The organism is Promicromonospora iranensis (genome assembly GCF_028994775.1).
GTDB classification, from domain to species: Bacteria; Actinomycetota; Actinomycetes; order Actinomycetales; family Cellulomonadaceae; genus Promicromonospora; species Promicromonospora iranensis_A.
The window spans coordinates 354,678-370,378 of record NZ_JAJQMN010000004.1 but is presented as its reverse complement, the minus strand read 5'-3'; the positions used below and the strand labels follow the sequence as shown (position 1 = coordinate 370,378).

The 15,701-nt window shown below is 68.4% G+C and carries 12 protein-coding genes; 5 read left to right on the top strand and 7 right to left on the bottom strand.

All coding sequences use genetic code 11. From position 1 onward, the window contains the following. Window positions 1-80 precede the first annotated feature (80 nt). From fxlM to LUU90_RS09265, 7 genes are all read right to left on the bottom strand, one after another. On the bottom strand, window positions 81-1,331 hold the full coding sequence (gene fxlM, locus LUU90_RS09295; protein ID WP_275003098.1) for a methyltransferase, FxLD system: 1,251 nt from the start codon (window positions 1,329-1,331) through the stop codon (window positions 81-83). Continuing rightward, window positions 1,318-2,034, bottom strand: coding sequence for a GNAT family N-acetyltransferase (locus LUU90_RS09290; protein WP_275003097.1), 717 nt, complete (start codon window positions 2,032-2,034; stop codon window positions 1,318-1,320). The genes fxlM and LUU90_RS09290 overlap by 14 nt, the downstream gene beginning before the upstream one ends. Beyond that, the gene (locus LUU90_RS09285) at window positions 2,031-2,648 is read right to left on the bottom strand and encodes a GNAT family N-acetyltransferase (protein ID WP_275003096.1); all 618 of its coding nucleotides are present in this window, start codon (window positions 2,646-2,648) and stop codon (window positions 2,031-2,033) included. The genes LUU90_RS09290 and LUU90_RS09285 overlap by 4 nt, the downstream gene beginning before the upstream one ends. A 5-nt stretch (window positions 2,649-2,653) precedes the next feature. Next, the gene (locus LUU90_RS09280) at window positions 2,654-3,253 is read right to left on the bottom strand and encodes a lasso peptide biosynthesis B2 protein (protein ID WP_275003235.1); all 600 of its coding nucleotides are present in this window, start codon (window positions 3,251-3,253) and stop codon (window positions 2,654-2,656) included. Continuing rightward, window positions 3,253-5,079, bottom strand: a complete 1,827-nt coding sequence (locus LUU90_RS09275; RefSeq protein WP_275003095.1) for an albusnodin/ikarugamycin family macrolactam cyclase — start codon at window positions 5,077-5,079, stop codon at window positions 3,253-3,255. The genes LUU90_RS09280 and LUU90_RS09275 overlap by 1 nt, the downstream gene beginning before the upstream one ends. A gap of 88 nt (window positions 5,080-5,167) precedes the next feature. Then, window positions 5,168-5,302 carry an albusnodin family lasso peptide gene (locus tag LUU90_RS09270; protein ID WP_275003094.1) on the bottom strand — a complete coding sequence of 45 codons (135 nt, stop codon included), beginning with the start codon at window positions 5,300-5,302 and terminating at the stop codon, window positions 5,168-5,170. Window positions 5,303-5,411: 109 nt separating this feature from the next. Then, entirely contained in the window at window positions 5,412-6,617 is a 1,206-nt protein-coding gene (locus LUU90_RS09265; protein WP_275003093.1) for an HAD family hydrolase, read from the bottom strand. A gap of 181 nt (window positions 6,618-6,798) precedes the next feature. On the opposite strand from LUU90_RS09265, the gene LUU90_RS09260 reads away from it, so the two are divergent. The 5 genes from LUU90_RS09260 to mobF all read left to right on the top strand — a co-directional run bounded on the left by LUU90_RS09260 (window position 6,799) and on the right by mobF (window position 15,550). Next, the gene (locus tag LUU90_RS09260) at window positions 6,799-8,229 is read left to right on the top strand and encodes a helix-turn-helix domain-containing protein (protein WP_275003092.1); all 1,431 of its coding nucleotides are present in this window, start codon (window positions 6,799-6,801) and stop codon (window positions 8,227-8,229) included. Window positions 8,230-8,234: 5 nt separating this feature from the next. Then, window positions 8,235-8,717, top strand: a complete 483-nt coding sequence (locus LUU90_RS09255; RefSeq protein ID WP_275003091.1) for a hypothetical protein — start codon at window positions 8,235-8,237, stop codon at window positions 8,715-8,717. A gap of 162 nt (window positions 8,718-8,879) precedes the next feature. Continuing rightward, on the top strand, window positions 8,880-9,455 hold the full coding sequence (locus LUU90_RS09250) for an NUDIX hydrolase (RefSeq protein WP_275003089.1): 576 nt from the start codon (window positions 8,880-8,882) through the stop codon (window positions 9,453-9,455). A 12-nt stretch (window positions 9,456-9,467) separates the two neighbouring features. Continuing rightward, the gene (locus tag LUU90_RS09245) at window positions 9,468-9,674 is read left to right on the top strand and encodes a CPCC family cysteine-rich protein (RefSeq protein ID WP_275003088.1); all 207 of its coding nucleotides are present in this window, start codon (window positions 9,468-9,470) and stop codon (window positions 9,672-9,674) included. Window positions 9,675-10,315: 641 nt separating this feature from the next. After that, the gene (mobF, locus tag LUU90_RS09240) at window positions 10,316-15,550 is read left to right on the top strand and encodes a MobF family relaxase (RefSeq protein ID WP_275003234.1); all 5,235 of its coding nucleotides are present in this window, start codon (window positions 10,316-10,318) and stop codon (window positions 15,548-15,550) included. The last annotated feature ends 151 nt before the right edge of the window (window positions 15,551-15,701 follow it).

Here is a 15,701-nt window from a genome sequence, read left to right as displayed (position 1 = left end):
GGCACGGACTCTTGCGCTGCGGTACGTCCAGCGACGTCTGGATGCGGGGGTCCGGGACTGCTCCAAGGTGACGTGCACGGTCACGGCCGTTCCGCCGCCGGCCAGCTGATCGTCAGTGTGCCGTGTGAGCGTGGCAGGACCGCCGTTGACGATGGGGCATCGTCGTCTGGTTTGGTGCCGACGGGCCACCACTGGAAGAGCGGTTCGGCGCCGCGGTGGTGGGCACCGTAGCGGGCAATCGTGTCCGCGAGCCGTCGGGTGAGTAGGGCCGCGTCGGGGCCTTTCCCGATCGCGCCGACCTCGAGCGTGGTCTCTGTGGCGGGGCGGCGGTGCAAGGCTGCGAACGATGTCCCGTCGACGAGGGCCGGGTAGAACGACATGTCCGAGCCGCGGTCCGCGGCGTCCTCGGCTTCCATCGCACAGGCGCCCGGCTGGACCAGGAGATAGGTGAGCAGGTCGAGCCAGATGGTGCGGTTCTTGTAGATCACCCCGGACCATGCCTCGACCGGGTCGGAGGCCAGAACGCGGTCCGATACCCCGAACGACTTGGGGATCTCGTTCGTGAACTTAAACGTGACCGACTTGCCAGATGGGCCTGTTAGCAGGGCCGACGGCGGGTCGAACAGCCCCGCGCCCTGCAGCGGGACAAAGCCGCCTGGCACGGTTGACTCCGAGATCAGTCGCCCGTCCTGCTTGCGGAACCCGATGATGCGTTGCAGCCCTGGAGCGACTTGGAGCGGGACAACCAGAATCCCGCCGGGTGCGAGCTGCTCAACCCAGGTCGGGGGTAGGGACCAGGGGGAGACGGTGACCATCATCCGGTCGAACACACCACGACCAAGGTGCTCAGCGGCATCGGCCGTGACCACCTCGACGCGGTCGGCCAGGCCAAGCCGTTCGAGGCCAGTGCGGGTGCGGGCGGTCACTCCTTCGTCGATGTCGACGCTGACAACCGTGCCGGTGGGACCGACGAGGTGGGCGAGCATGGCGGCATTCGGGCCGCCGGACCCGATCTCCAGCACTCGTTGACCTGACTGGAGCTGGGCCTGGGCCAAGTTGCCCGCGTGCATCACTGGTGCGGACAGCGAGGACAGGGCCCTGCCGTCGTCTCCGAACCGCGTCCGCAGTGCGTCGTGGACCGCGTACGGCAGCTCAGCCGGAGTGCCGGCTGGCGCGAACACCTCCCGCGGAACGGCGCGGAACGCTGCCTCGATCCCTGGGTCAGTGAGAACCCCGGTCTCGATGAGCTCCGCAATCATCCGCTCGCGTAATACTTCGGAGCTCGGCTCCGCTTCATCCTGACGGGCGGTCCAAGTATCAGCCTGTGTCATGCGTCCCCCTGTGAGTCGATTGCTTCGGTTCATCGATCCCGAACAGTTGGCGGACCGGCGAGACACCTTCGAGCGTGATCTCGGTACGCAGGTCGTCCGGGCGGTCGTCCCATTGCTCTCGGGTCATGCGGTAGCTGTTCTCGATGACCGAGCATCCTTCTCTGGCGGTGGCCCGCGTCCCGTTTGCCGTGTACCCGAGACGGCGGGACACAGCGTTCGAGGCGGGATTGTCGTCGTGCGCGTCGCTGACCATCTCTGCCGCGTCGAGCCCTTCGAAGGCGAGGTGCAGCGCCATGAGTCGCATCCGAGTGCCGATGCCCTGGCCGTGGTGCCGGCGCCCGAGCCAGGATCCGGTGTCTCCAGAACGAGCGACCAGGAAGTCCTTGGCGGAGATCTGCTGTTCTCCGACGATCTCGCCGCTGCTGAACACAGCCAGCGACAGCACCCAGTCGTCGGCAGCGGTCCGGCCCCGGTTTCTCCATTGGTGTGCGAGCACATTCCGCTTGACCTCGTCGCTGGTACCACGGGTCCAGGGCCAGGAGAACGGCACGACGTCGAGGTCGTGCACGCCGTCGGCCGCGAGGCTGGCAAGGGCGAGCAACTCGGTATCGTCGGGCAGGCGCAGTTCCAGGTCATCCCAGCGGAGCCGCAGTCCAAACGTCGGCAGGATTGCACTCAGAGCGGACCGAGCAGTGCTCGTCATACACGGGACCGCGGTATGCCGATGACTGCGGCTTCGACGAGCCGTGGCCCGGCGTACTCCTCTGGGATGGCGTCCATGATGACTTCGTCGGCGGGCTGGCCGAGCCAGGAGCCGGTGCGGCGTCGGGTGCCGACGGTGCGGAAGCCGGCCTTCTCATAGGCGTGGATGGCGGCAGTGTTGTTGGCCAGGACCTCGAGGTACACGCTGCGCAGTGCGGTGACGTGGAAAGCCCAGTCCAGCACCATCGTCGTAGCGATGGTGCCGGTGCCGTGTCCGCGCTGGTCGGGTTCGCCGATGTAGATGAAGAACTCCCCGGTGCGGTAGCGGTCGTCGATGAGTAGTGACGTCATCCCGACGGGTGTCCAGGTGTCATCGTGGTGGCGGTAGATGGTGAAGCGGGTCTGGTCGGCGCTGCCTTCGAGCTGGGCTTCGAGGCCTGCGGTGCGTTCGCTGAGGGACTCGGGGGTCTGGCGGGCGTAGCCGGCCATGACCGGCAGTGAGTTTTCCCAGCGCCAGTAGGTTTCGGCCAGGTCGGCGCGGAGAGGGCCGAGGCCGACGCCGTCGTGGGTCAGCCACAGGTCGGGGGCGGTGATGTCGTTGATGACGAACTCCACGTGGGTTAGGGGATGGTGTGCAGAACGGTGTAACGGCTCGTGGTCGGTGGCTCCGCGACGGGGGAGCCATGAGCTTGGATCCAAGCGTGGAACCGCGCCGGGTCAGGCGCAACGCCATGGCACCACGTCACGCTGCGCCGACGTGCCGCGAGGACCAGGACGGCGGCAATGGACTCCTCGAGGCACGCGATCCGGAACGGTATCCAGCGCGACGCCCAGCGGACGGCGGACACGGCTCGTTCCGCCTCGTCGGCGTGCGACGGCGTGGCGGTGAGGCGGGCCGCCGTCGTCGCGAGGACTGTCAGTCGTGACATCGCTCGCTCGTTCGGACCGAGCGAGCGGACCGCGAGCGTCACGACGAGCGCTACTGCAGCAGCGACACTGCCGCGGACGGTGGGTCGCACAGTAGGACTAGGTTCGACGTCGGCTTCGTCGGTGCCGAACGACAGACCCCAGCAGGCTCCATGGATAACCCCAGGCGCCCGTGCCCACGCCTCGGCTGTGGCGCCGGTGGCAGCGGTGATGCGACCGGTCGCGTAGTCGACCCGGACGGTCACGCTGTCGAACGCGCAAACTCGCACGTCAGGGATGGCGGTTGCGGGCATCATGGCGTGAGCGCCTCCGATCTGACGTTGTCCTTCGTGCTCTCCCAGGCGGGCAGCACGGTGGAGTGGTGAGCCTGTAGCCAGGCCTCGCAGACGATTGCGGCGTCCCAGAGCCAGAGTCCGCCGGTGAGTCCGGCCGCGGCCTGTCGCAAGCCGTTGACCAAGCCCGCTGGATTGATCAGCCCGAGTGCGGCGAGGTGGCCGTCGGCGATGGCGCTGAGGTCGCTCAGGTGGGTGCGCAACCCGAGGTGGTAGTCGGGGGTGTAGACGCCCTTCGTGGTTCGAGCCAGCAGCGAGGTCGGCAGTACGCCGCCCATCTCCGCCCGAAGCACTGGCTTGTACGCGGCCGGGCTCGGCATCCGTCCCGCGACACCGGACAGGTAGGAGTCGATGACTCGGGAGTCCGCGAACGGGTTGTGCAGGTGGACGCCAGACTCGGCCGCGAGCTGAGCATCGGCGTAGGCGGTGCGCCCGACCTCAGCCATCTGCTCAACGACGTCCCAAACTGCCCGCTGTCCTGCCGGCGTAGGCAAGGCCGACTCGGCCGCCTGGTCTGCGCATACTGCGGCGTGGTGCCGCGCCATGGGACTAGCCCAGGGCTGTTGGTTAGGCAGCGGCAGCCATTTCCGCAGGCGCCGGGCCGCTGCAGAAGTTGGAACCTGCCCGCGTGCCAGCCGCGCCCACGAAGTGAGGACACTGGCCGGGTCATTGCGTAGGGAGTCCAGGACACCGCTCAGGACTCGACCCGGTGAGCAGCGGTGGATACGAGCCAGGCGGACCACCTCACCGGACGCCTCGCGGTACCGCCCGACGGCGAAGAGATCAGCGATCCACACATCCGGCGTGCACAGCAACGAGTCTCCGCCGTCACCCGTCAGGTGCGCATCGGTGCCTACCCGATCAGCCATAGCGGTCATTTGGTAAGCGAAGCGGGCGTAAGCGCGTGTCGATGGTGCCGGCTCGTCGGTAGCCGGGACGGTGTCCAAGCCGCCGTAGGGGAGATGCCCTGCTTCCAGCGGGAGGAGGTGGTGCGCGACGCCGGGCCGATCAGCCGCATCGAGGGCGTAGCGGAGGTCGCCCGCTGGGCGGTCGAACGGCGCATGGACGGTGAACGCAGCCACTGACCGGTCAGGGCCGAGTCGTTGTGCGGCCAGGAGCGTGAGCGAGCTGGAGTCGAGACCCCCGGACAGGTCCGACGACGGCGACGCGCTGCCGTCCACCCGGACCCCGACAGCAGCGTCGAGCTCCGCACGGAGCGAAACCCCAGGACTCGGCTCCCTACCAGGCCACCACACCCGGGCCACGGACGTCCCGCGACTGGTGATCTTCATACGGTGACCGGCCGATACCAAGTCGACCGCTTCGAAGTACGTGGTGGTGCCAGCCAGGAGAGGGCTGCTTGGCGCGAGCAACTCCACCGCGAGGCGCTCGCTGTTCACAGCAGCGCCGATCAGCCCGGCCAGGCCACGCGCCGTCGTTGCCCAGTACGCGGTCCCGTCGAACACCGTGTTGTAGACCGGGACTGAGGACGCCAGGTCCGTCCAGATGGTGGTGGCCACCTCGGTCTGCTCGACGACGGCGTATGCGCCCGGCCACCGTAGGGCGACGTCGTCCGGAACGCCGGATGAAGCAAGCCGGTTCAGCTCGTCATTGCTGGCGCCGCATGTCCCCACGACAACGACACGCCGCATCGGAGCGCTCGCGGTGCGGACCCACGCTTGGGGTGGGTCGCCGACCAGCCAGAGGTCCGACGCGCCGCTGACGGGCACGCTGTCAACCGGACGCCGAGCACTACCCGTGCCGAACGATCCTGCGAGCCAATGCATTTGGTTCCCCTCCGCGCTCGTTGTGCCAGACCTGTCAGGAGCCGGGCGGTGGTGGCCCAGCGGAACCCCCGGGCCACCACCGTTTGGGTCAGCGGTAGGCGTACCGCTTGTCCTCGGTACCGGCCTTCTTCTTGCTGCCCTCCGTCAGCGTGACGACGTCGCCGAGGTCGATCACTTCCTGCTCCACCGTCGTTGCCTCTGTCGTGTTCGTGTTGCTCTTCATCGCTATCTCTCCTCTTATCGAGTCCGGGTAGGTCCCGGACGCCTGTGGTGGGCCGCAGCCGATCAACGCGGCCTTGCTGGGCAGATGTCGCATCGAGCACTCAGGGCGGTCAGTACATCGAGAACTCGGGTATGACCGAAGACGTCGAGGCGGGGAGCCCGTGGTGCAAGGGCAGCTCGAACCCGGCCCGGCCTCGCGGGTCGCGAGTGCTGCGCCAGTGCGCGCGGCGTCGGCCGATCTCCCCGCGTGGGTAAGCCAGACCCGCCTCACGCGCGGCAACCTCGATCGCGCGCATGGTCGCTCCCGCACCAGATGGGATCGGCCCGTGTCTCACCCACACGCCGTCACGAAGGACCCAGGTGTCGCACCGCGCTATCTCTGAGTGGTCCTCGTGCCAGACCCGCAAGGCCACCGGACTCGGCGCAGTACGTACGGCTATGGCGAGTTGGCCCGCGAGCGGCGAGCGCGCAGTCATATCGACATCGAGCGGCAGCAGAGAGCGCAGAACAGCTACCGCGCCGTGCTGACCGATCGTGCCGGTGACCTCGCCCGCCGCGGCACGGACAGCCTCGGAAGCGTGACCCATCGCGACACCGCGTTCGGCCCAGAGCAGCATCTCGACGTCGTTTGAGCTATCCCCGACAGCCACCGTGGCCCAGGGGCGGATACCCATGTGCGCACGCAGTCGTTCCAGCGCCGCGGCCTTGTTCGTTCCCGGCGCGGTGACATCCAGCCAGTCGGGCCCCGCCGGCGTCACTGTGACGCCAGACTCGGCCAAGGCCTTGGCATGCTGGGCGATACCAGGAGCGTGCAGCGCAACACGGGTCGCCGGCGCTGTGCACAAGTCAGCGACCTGTACTTGCTTCTGCTCCCCGTTGAGCAGCGCTCGCTCGAACGGCGCGTTCACTCGCCAGCCCCAGCCGACCTCCTCGACCCCGACGTGCGCACCTGGCACTAGTGCCAGGGCTCGGCCGATCACTGCGCGCGTGTCGAAACGGCGGGCATCTTGGATGGCGTAACCCGAAGCTGCGTCTCGGTCCAGGCGAACGGTCATCGCTCCGTTGGAGCAGACCGCGAATCCCTCGGTTAGGCCGAGTCTCGTGGCGACGGGGAGCAGCCCGATCAGCGACCGACCAGTCGCCAGCACGATCTTGTGTCCGGCAGCACGCACCAGATCCAGTGCCGGCACGGTCTCTGCGGGGATCTTCCCGCCGTGTTCCAAGAGCGTGCCGTCAATGTCGAGCGCGACGAGCCGGGGCATGAGGGCGCTACCGGAGTACGGGCCTTGGTTCGTGTTCGCCGCCGCAAGCGTCATGAGGCTTCCAGGTGCTTGGTCTGTACGGCGCGCCTTCGGTTTGCGGTGCGCCAATGCAGACTCTTGCTGTCCCATGACCTGACGCCTATGTCCGGCGGGGGTTCCCGAGGCGGTAACTCTGCCCGGCTGGGACGGGACGTCGCACTTGTTCACGTGGCGGTGCCATGGAACCTTTGGCCATATGCAGCCGCCTGGCGAGGGACCGGTCCCGCTCGACCTTCTGCGTCGTGACGACCTGCGCCGCGCCCTGACGGAGCACGATTTCGCGGCCGTGTTCACGTCGCTGGGCAAGTACGCCGGGCTATCGCAGAACCGCATAGCGCTGGCGTGTGGGCTCACTCCTGGAAAGGTGTCCGCGATTGTCCATGGCCGTGCGCAGGTGACCAGCTTCGAGGTGGTTGCGCGCATCGCCGACGGCCTGCGCGTCCCCGGGTATCTGCTGGGTTTAGCTCCACGAGCATGGGAGAACCAGCCCGAGCCAGTCTCCGCCGCACGATCCGCAGTGGTCCCATCGGCTCGGGACAACACATGGACACCCGAGGCGAGCGTGGCCACAGCCGCCCGTCTCACAGCGCACGACCTGGTCAACGACCAGCCGCTCCCGCGCCCAGTGCTGTCGGGGGCAGGTCTGCTGGAACCGCTGGAGGGCTGGCTCAGCCCGGCGACACAAGAACCTGGGCCACACCGTACGGGCCGCCTGGGGCTGGAAGAGGCCGCCGAGCTCGAGCGGGCCGCCCGAGCGTTCAAGCAGTGGGGGCACAGGCTCGGTGGTGGGCTGCATCGAAAAGCTGTTCTCGGCACACTCCGCGAGGTCGCCGCTCACCTACGTGAGCACCAGTCACCCAAGGTCACCGACCGGTTGCTCCGTGTCATGTCGCAACTGGCCCAGACCGCCGCCTCTATGGCATGGGACTCTGGGCTGCACCGCACAGCCCAGGACTACTACCTGCTTGCGCTGCGCGCCTCGCATGCCGCGGGAGACCTCGACTTCGGCGCGAACATCCTTGGAGGGATGGCCCGCCAGATGCTGTACCGGGACCGCCCCCAGGACGCACTAGAGATGATTCGCGTCGCCCAAGAAGGGGCCAGAGCCACCGCAGGACCGCGGCTGCGCGCGATGCTCCAGGTGCGTGAGGCGTGGGCGTACGCACGGATGGGACGCGAAGCAGCGTTCCAGCGACTGACTAACCAGGCGCACGAGACGCTCACTGATGCGGTCGCCGGATCGGAAGCCCATTGGATCGAGTACTTTGACGAGGCCGAACTACGTGGCACCACAGGCGGCCGATACCTGGAGCTGGCGAGGCACGACCCACGCATGCATGCAGAGACAGCTCTGAGCGAGATCACTGCGGCACTGGCCCAGCGAGGCCCGGAAACTGGGCGTGGCCACGCTCTGGACAGAATCGGTCTTGCCGAGTGCTACTTCCTGCTCGGTGATCTGCACGCTGCCGTCGCCGAGACCCACCAGGCGGTGGACGCCGCGCAGAACAATCGGTCGTCCCGGGTGAACGCGAAGTTGGGCGAGCTATACGAGTACACCACCAGCCCCACTGCCAGTTCCACGGTTCGGGATGCCCGAGAACGGATCCGCCAGGCTCTGGCAGGCTGATCCACGTGACCACGCTCGCAATCACAGGCCACATGGACCTCACCGACACCACCGTGCCACTGGTGCGGACCGCGCTGGACGATCTGCTCGCCGCGCATGCCTCCGACTCACTGACTGGTGTCTCGTGCCTGGCGCGCGGAGCGGACAGCGTGTTCGCTGAGGCTGTTCTCGCCGCAGGTGGGCGCCTCGTGGCGGTGATCCCATCGCAGGATTACCGGCAGGTCAAGGTCAAGCCGGATCACGCTGCACTGTTCGACCGACTCGTCGCTGCCGCGACCGAAGTCCTGGTGCTGGATCGGGCTACAGCCAGCCATGAGGCCTACGAAGCAGCGAATCATGTACTCATCACTCGCGCCGATCGACTCGTGGCCGTGTGGGACGGCACACCTCCCAGCGGCAAGGGCGGCACGGCCGACACCGTCACGCTGGCACGCGACGCGGGCCTGCCGGTCGACGTCGTCTGGCCTGAAGGAGCTATCCGCGGCTGACCGCGACCCTCCAATCTCGAACCGGGTCAATCGAAGGCACTGCGCCTTCGGCGCCTCGTCCTTCGCGTGCTCGCCGAGCTCAAACACCCAGCGGGCACGCTCCACCATCGCGACGTCGAGAAGAAGTGAATCGTTCTTCGGCGCTCCCGTACGCTGCCAGGGGTGAGCACTGAGCCCAGCCCGACGCCGAGCAGGTCGACGCAATGGGAGATCCTGGGCGAGCGGCTGGTGGATGACACCCGCCGGGCGAACGTGAGCATCGCCAACGTGCGTCTGCCGGACGGGGTCGAGTTCGAGCAGTGGGTGCTGCGGGTCCCTGCCGCGATCATGGTCCTGATGCTGGACGACCACGATCGGGTCCTGATGATGTGGCGGCATCGGTTCATCATCGACCAGTGGGTCTGGGAGCTGCCCGGTGGCTACCTCGACCCGAACGAAGGACCTCAGGCCGCTGCTTTCCGCGAGGCCGAGGAGGAGACCGGGTGGCGTCCCCGTGAGGTTCGCGAGTACCTGCGCTTCCAGCCGATGGTCGGCACCGTGGATCAGCCCAACATCGTCTACCTCGCCCGCGGCGGGCATGACACAGGCGCCGCGCCGGACGTCAACGAGGCGGAGGAAGTCCGGTGGATCCCGCTGGCAGAGATTCCAGGCCTGATCGAAGCCGGAGAGATCGTTGGTGCGGCGTCCGTGGCGGGGTTGATGAAGGCCCTTTTGGAACGCGCCGAAGGCCGTCTCTAGGAGCCGAGGACAATGGATGCACCTGAGGCTGCGTATCCGTGCCCGTGTTGCGGTCACGTCACGCTCGGCGACCCGCCAGGCAGCTTTGAGATCTGCGATGTGTGCTTCTGGGAGGACGACGCAGTCCAGCTCCGATGGCCTGACTGGGGCGGCGGCGCGAACCGTCCTTCGTTGATCGAGGCTCAGCGCAACTACGCCGAGCTTGGCGCGGTCGAGTAGCGGTTCACGAGAGCGGTACGCACCGCGCTCGTGAACGAAGCGGTGGACGTTGGCTGGCGCGTCCTTGACACGGCGATCGACAGCTTTGAGCCAGCCGGCGTTCAGCATGCGCCCTGGCCCGACGACCGAACGGCGCTGTACTGGTGGAGACCGACCTACTGGCGCCGCGACTGATCGCCCCGCTCCTACGAGGCTGGCGTTAACTAAGCCGGGAATGGCTTCCCGCCGCGGGACCGGTAGGTAGCCACGGCGTCAATCACAGCATGTGGTTGCAGGCGCTGGAGGCCTGGCCCGACATCGCCTGGCGAACAGACGGCCAAGAGCCCGTCCATCCCTTCGGGGATGGACGGGCTCTTGGCATGCCCGGGGGACCCGGATCCCCGTTTCCTCCGGCGCCACGCAGCACGGGCACACGGCCTACGAGCACACGACTACGGACACGCACGCGACGACGCACGCGCGCGGCGGACACAGCTGCGCGACGGACACGGCTACGTGGCGAGTGCAGGCGAGCAGAGGACAGCGGGTCCCGCGGACCGCCCAGGTAAGGGCGACACACCTAATGCACAACGCTGTGAGCGGTCCTGAGCCAACCCGAGTTGACCCGCTCCAGTCCTGCCAGGGAGGGGGTGGGGGACGTGATGACGGCCCATGTGCTCAGCGCGGGAAGCGGGTACACGTACCTGACGCAGCAGGTCGCGTCGGGGGACGTCCCGCGCGGCCGGGGCATGTCGTTGACGGACTACTACATGCAGCACGGCAACCCACCCGGCCAGTGGGTCGGCAAGGGGCTGGACCAGCTCGGGGTCTCGGGCCAGGTGCTCGAGAAGCAGATGAAGTCTCTGTTCGGGCAGGGGCGGCACCCGGACGCGGACCGGCTGGAGGTCGAGGCGCTGGCCCGTGGCTTGTCGAAGCAGGATGCGGAGCGCGCCGGCCGGCTGGGGCGAGCGTTCCCGGAGTTCAAGGCCAAAGCCGACGACGGTTACAGGCAGGCGTTGGAGGCCGCGTTCGCTGTGTTCGCTGCCGAGAACGATCGTCCGCCGGAGGCGGGGGCCGAGCGGGACCTGATCCGTTGGAACGTTGCTCGAACCCTGGCACAGCAGGAGCACACCGACAAGGGCGCCTCGGGTGAGCTCTCGGACCAGGACGTCGCCACGTGGTTGGCCAAGCGCGGGCAGCAGCCCCGCAGGGCGGTGGCGGGGTATGACCTGGTATTCACGCCGGTCAAGTCGATCAGCGTGTTGTGGGGTCTGGGCGAGGCGGCCACGCGGGAGGCGATCACGAAGGCGCATACCCAGGCCTGGCGGGACACACTGGCGTGGATCGAGACCGAGGGGGCGCTAACCCGTGGCGGTGCCGGTGGTGTGCGGCAGATCGACACCCACGGCCTGACCGCCGTTGCGTTCGATCACCTGGACTCCCGCGCTGGGGACCCTAACCTGCACACCCACATCGCGGTCTCCACCAAGGTCCTCGGCGTCGACGGGATCTGGAGATCCCTCGACGGTCGGGTGCTGCTGGCGCTAAAGGTGGCGGCGTCGGAGCGGTACAACACCCGCATCGAGCAGCTCCTGGTCGAGCGTCTCGGCGTCGCGTTCCACACCGAGACCCGCGGCCGAGGCAAGCAAGGCGTCCGCGAGATCGTCGGCATCCCCAAGCAACTTCGGGACGCGTTCTCTCGGCGCCGTGCCGCGATCCAGGAGTCCTACGAGAATCTCCGGGCCGCGTACCGGGCCAAGTACGGGCACGAGCCAGATACGAAGATCGCGTACGGGTTGGCGCAGCAGGCCAACCTCGACACCCGGCAGGGCAAGGGCGCTCCCGTCGGGCTTCGCCATCGGCTCCCGCAGTGGGCCCAGATGGCAACCGCGGTCCTGGGCGGGCCGGAGGCGGTGGCGCGGATGCTCGGGCGTGCGCTCAATCCCCGCCTGGGCACGGGGCAGGTCGTGGTCGACGAGCTCAAGGATCTGTGGCCTGCCGTCGCTCAGGATCTCGCCGGGCGTGGGATCGCCCGGTGGACGGCGCAGGACGTCAGGGACGCGGTCGAGCGTCTCGCCGCCGGGCAGCCGCGCACGCAACTCTTCCGACAGCTACGGCGGAGGGCAACCACCGACCTCCAGACCCTGCTCGCAGACCTTGCCGCGCAGGTGCTGGCCCAGGGCGATCTTGTGGACGCCTGTCTGACGAACGTGGCGGGCAGGCGGGCGACGTGGACGACCTATCACCTGCAGGCCGAGGCCACCCGCCTCGCCAGGGAGCACGCCCCCACCGGTACCGACCTGCTCGCGTTGGCCGCGACGATCTCCGCGCATGCTGTCGCGGCCAGTCTCGTGATCACGCCCCCGGACCTGAACGAGCCGCCGAACGTGATGCGCCGCAAGGACGGCGAGTCGGTCTACTTCGTGCACGGCTCGACCCGGTACACCTCCCTGGCGGTCCTGGAAGCCGAAGACCAGCTACTGACCGCCGCCCGCATACCCGGTGGCCTGATCATCGACCCAGCCGTGGTCGAGGGCGCGATCGAGCAGGTTCGGGTGGACAAGGGCCACATCCTGAACCAGGGCCAGCGGGACTTGGTCGCACACTTCGCGACGAGCACGGTCCTGGCGGCAGGGATCGGCCCTGCCGGGACCGGGAAGACCACCGCCATGCGCGCCTTCGCGACGGCTGTCCAGCAGTCAGGTGGCAAGCTCCTCGCACTTGCCCCGTCGGCCGCCGCCGCGGAAGTCCTCGGCGCCGACCTCGGCGAGGGGATCACCGCGGAGACCCTGGACATGTTCCTCCTGGCCAGCCAAGGCGCCGGCGGGGAACGCCTGCGCGAACGCCTGACGGTCGAGCCAGGGACGGTGGTCCTGGTCGACGAGGCGAGTCTGGCCGGCACCCTCGCCCTCGCCGACGTCCTGGCCATCACCCAGGCCGCCGGCGGCAGCGTCCGACTGCTCGGCGACCCGGCCCAACTCGGGGCCGTCGCCGCCTGTGGTGCGCTGCGGCTGATCGCGCAACAGGGGGGCGCGGTCGAGCTGACGCAGATCCACCGGTTCCACACCCTCGGTGAAGCCGACGCCTCCCTCCAGATCCGCGACGGAGACCACCAGGGCCTGGACTTCTACATCACCCAGCACCGCACCCAGGGCGGGTCCGCTGCGCTGATGGCGGAAGAGATGTTCGCGAACTGGCAGACCGACTCCGACGCAGGTCGCAAGACGGTCATGATCGCCGCGACCAACACGCTGGTGACCGAGCTCTCGGCCCGTGCCCGGCTGCACCGCGTCACCCGTGGCGAGGTCGAGGAAGACGGCGTGGTCTTGCATGACGAGAACCGTGCCGGGATCGGCGACGTGATCGTGACCCGGCTGAACAACCGGCACCTGCGTGCCGAGCACGACGACGGGCACATCGACTGGGGCCGGGACTGGGTCAAGAACGGCGACCTCTGGCGCGTCACCGCCCGCAGCCGCGACAGTGCCCTGCAGGCACGGCACCTGGACACCGGTGCGACCGTGGTGCTGCCCGCGGACTACGTCGCGGCGCATGTCGAGCTGGGGTATGCGGCGACGATTCACCGGGTGCAGGGCATGACCGTGGACACCTGCCACGCCATGGTTGGGGTCGGGATGACCCGCAACGAGCTCTACACCGCCATCACCCGCGGACGGAACTCCAACCGGATGTACGTGGAGACCGACGACGTCCTGGACCTCGACCCCCACCGCCAGCCCGACATGGAGCGTGCGGTCCTGAATGCGCTCAAGGGCGTGCTGGACCGTGACGGCGAGGAGCAGTCCGCTTCCCGGGTCATCGAGGAGGAGTGGGACTACGCGCACTCCCTGGCCCGATTGGTCCCGGAGTACGAGGACGCCTACCTCGAGTTCCTCGACACCGACCGCGCCGGGCGCCTGGGCCGGGCCGTCCGGTCGGTTCTGCCAGAGCGGATGGCCGACCTGGTCCTCGCGGACGAGGCATGGCCTGCGCTGGCCAAACGACTCTCTCAGCACGAAGCCGCGGGCACCGATGCCGCGATCGTGGTGCGACGAGCGGTCGAGGGCGGCTTCCAGGGCGCCCGGTCCGTCGCGAAGGTCCTGCACCACCGCATCGGCCTACCCCGACCCCACGACCACGACGGGCGTGGGCTGCCGACCTGGATCACCACGTCGCCCGACACCTCCGACAACATGGCATGGTCCGGCACACAGCCACCATGCGGCCCGCCGCCCGAGGCCGGGGAACCTGCTCCCACGCGACCCGCCGAACCGCCTGCGGCCGTCGACCCGGCCGTCCGGTCACTGGTCATCGAGATCACGGGGCACGCGTGGGCGTGGTGGAGCGGGCAACGCGCCACCCAGTCGTGGGCCGCCCGGTATATGGCCGGGCGTGGTCTGGCCGATGCCGAGTGGGGTGTTGCTCCCGCATCCTGGACCGGGCTCAGTGATCACTTGCGGTCACTGGGCTATACCGCGGATCAGCTCATCGACGCCGGGGTGACGACCCGGACCAGGAACGGGCGGCTGATCGACCGGTTCCGGAACCGGATCATCTTCCCCGTCCGCGACCAGGCCGGTGCGATCGTCGGTGTCACCGCGCGCATCAACCCTGCCGAGACGGACGACCGAGCACCGAAGTATCTGAACATTCCGGAGACGGCTGCGTATCGCAAGAGCGAGCTGCTACTTGGCCTCGACCCTGCCGCCATCGCGCGCCTCGCCGGTGGGGCGCGCCCGGTCCTGGTGGAGGGGCCCACCGACCATGCCGCCCTCCAGCTCGCCGCTGCTGATCTGGCTGAGCGGACGGGGATCGAGATCGTGCCCGTTGCGGCGTGCGGAACCGGCATCACCAGGCAGCACCTTCAGGCCCTGCGCGACGCGACCGGACGCGACCTGACCGATCTGATCGTCGCACTGGACCCGGACACCGCCGGCCGCACCGCCGCCGCGCGCGTGTGGGACATGCTCACCCCTGACGAAGCCACTCAGGCCCGGGCACTGGACCTGCCGACCGGGACCGACCCCGCACAGGCCGCGATCGACACCCCTGACGTTCTGGCAACAGCACTCGCCGAGACCATTCCGCTGTCGTGGTTCGCGATGGCACCCAACCTGCACCTGATCCGGGACCTGGATCACTTCGAACGGCAGATCCCACTCCTGCGCGCGCTCGTCGACCACCTCCACGGGCGTATCGAGCCTGTGCAGTGGCCTGGCCTGGTCGAGCGCGTCGCTCAGGTCGTTAGCGCGGCGGACGCGACCTCACGGGAGCGGCTGACAACCGGTGACGTGCGCCGGGTCATGGTCGAGCACTACGCCGACCGCCTCCTGAACCAGACCGACACTGAGCCGCAGTGGATGGCCGACTCTGCGCCTGCGGTGAGCGGTGCAGCCAGTAGCCAGGAACAGGCGCAGAGCGATCCTCACGTTCGGGCCTGGCTCAACCGGCAGGCCGACCTCATCTCCGCCCGCCTGGACCGATTGGTCGATCAGGCGCTACTCGAACCGGAACTGTGGATGGAGAACATCACGCCCCCACCACCAGCAGGCACTGCACGGGAAGCATGGGCGGTGGCGCTGCGGCAGGTACTGGCCTACCGCGACCGCTACCAGATCATCGATGCCAGCGACCCGCTCGGGCTGAAAGACGAGGGCGAACGCGGGGAGGCATACACGGTGGCCGCCCGAGCGCTGCTGACCATCACCCCGGCCGAGTCCGGCCGGATGAGTCACACAGCCCCGCGTATCCCCCGGCGCATGGAACGCGTGCCGGCAGTTCTGGACGAGGCACGGAGCCGAGATGAGTACCTGCGCCGCCAGACCGAAGAGCGCGCCCGGCGAGACCAGGCAGATCGGGGGCGCGATCGTGATCCTGGCTGTGGTTGGCAGCCATGACCATCGGCGCCGGGCGACCTGGTTTCGCCCCGTCTCCTTAGGGCACGGACGGGCGCCGCATGTAGGCAAACTCGGAGACTTGCCAGAGCTGGTCGGTAACCTGGCTGGACCCGGGCCTGGTCTAGCCCCATCAGATCTTATGAGTTCTTGA

Bases quoted from the DNA above. Each gene is read 5' to 3' on its own strand.
- fxlM (WP_275003098.1), bottom strand. From the start codon at position 1,331: ATGACACAGGCTGATACTTGGACCGCCCGTCAGGATGAAGCGGAGCCG.
- LUU90_RS09290 (WP_275003097.1), bottom strand. From the start codon at position 2,034: ATGACGAGCACTGCTCGGTCCGCTCTGAGTGCAATCCTGCCGACGTTT.
- LUU90_RS09280 (WP_275003235.1), bottom strand. From the start codon at position 3,253: ATGCCCGCAACCGCCATCCCTGACGTGCGAGTTTGCGCGTTCGACAGC.
- LUU90_RS09275 (WP_275003095.1), bottom strand. From the start codon at position 5,079: ATGCATTGGCTCGCAGGATCGTTCGGCACGGGTAGTGCTCGGCGTCCG.
- LUU90_RS09270 (WP_275003094.1), bottom strand. From the start codon at position 5,302: ATGAAGAGCAACACGAACACGACAGAGGCAACGACGGTGGAGCAGGAA.
- LUU90_RS09265 (WP_275003093.1), bottom strand. From the start codon at position 6,617: ATGACGCTTGCGGCGGCGAACACGAACCAAGGCCCGTACTCCGGTAGC.
- LUU90_RS09260 (WP_275003092.1), top strand. From the start codon at position 6,799: ATGCAGCCGCCTGGCGAGGGACCGGTCCCGCTCGACCTTCTGCGTCGT.
- LUU90_RS09245 (WP_275003088.1), top strand. From the start codon at position 9,468: ATGGATGCACCTGAGGCTGCGTATCCGTGCCCGTGTTGCGGTCACGTC.
- mobF (WP_275003234.1), top strand. From the start codon at position 10,316: ATGACGGCCCATGTGCTCAGCGCGGGAAGCGGGTACACGTACCTGACG.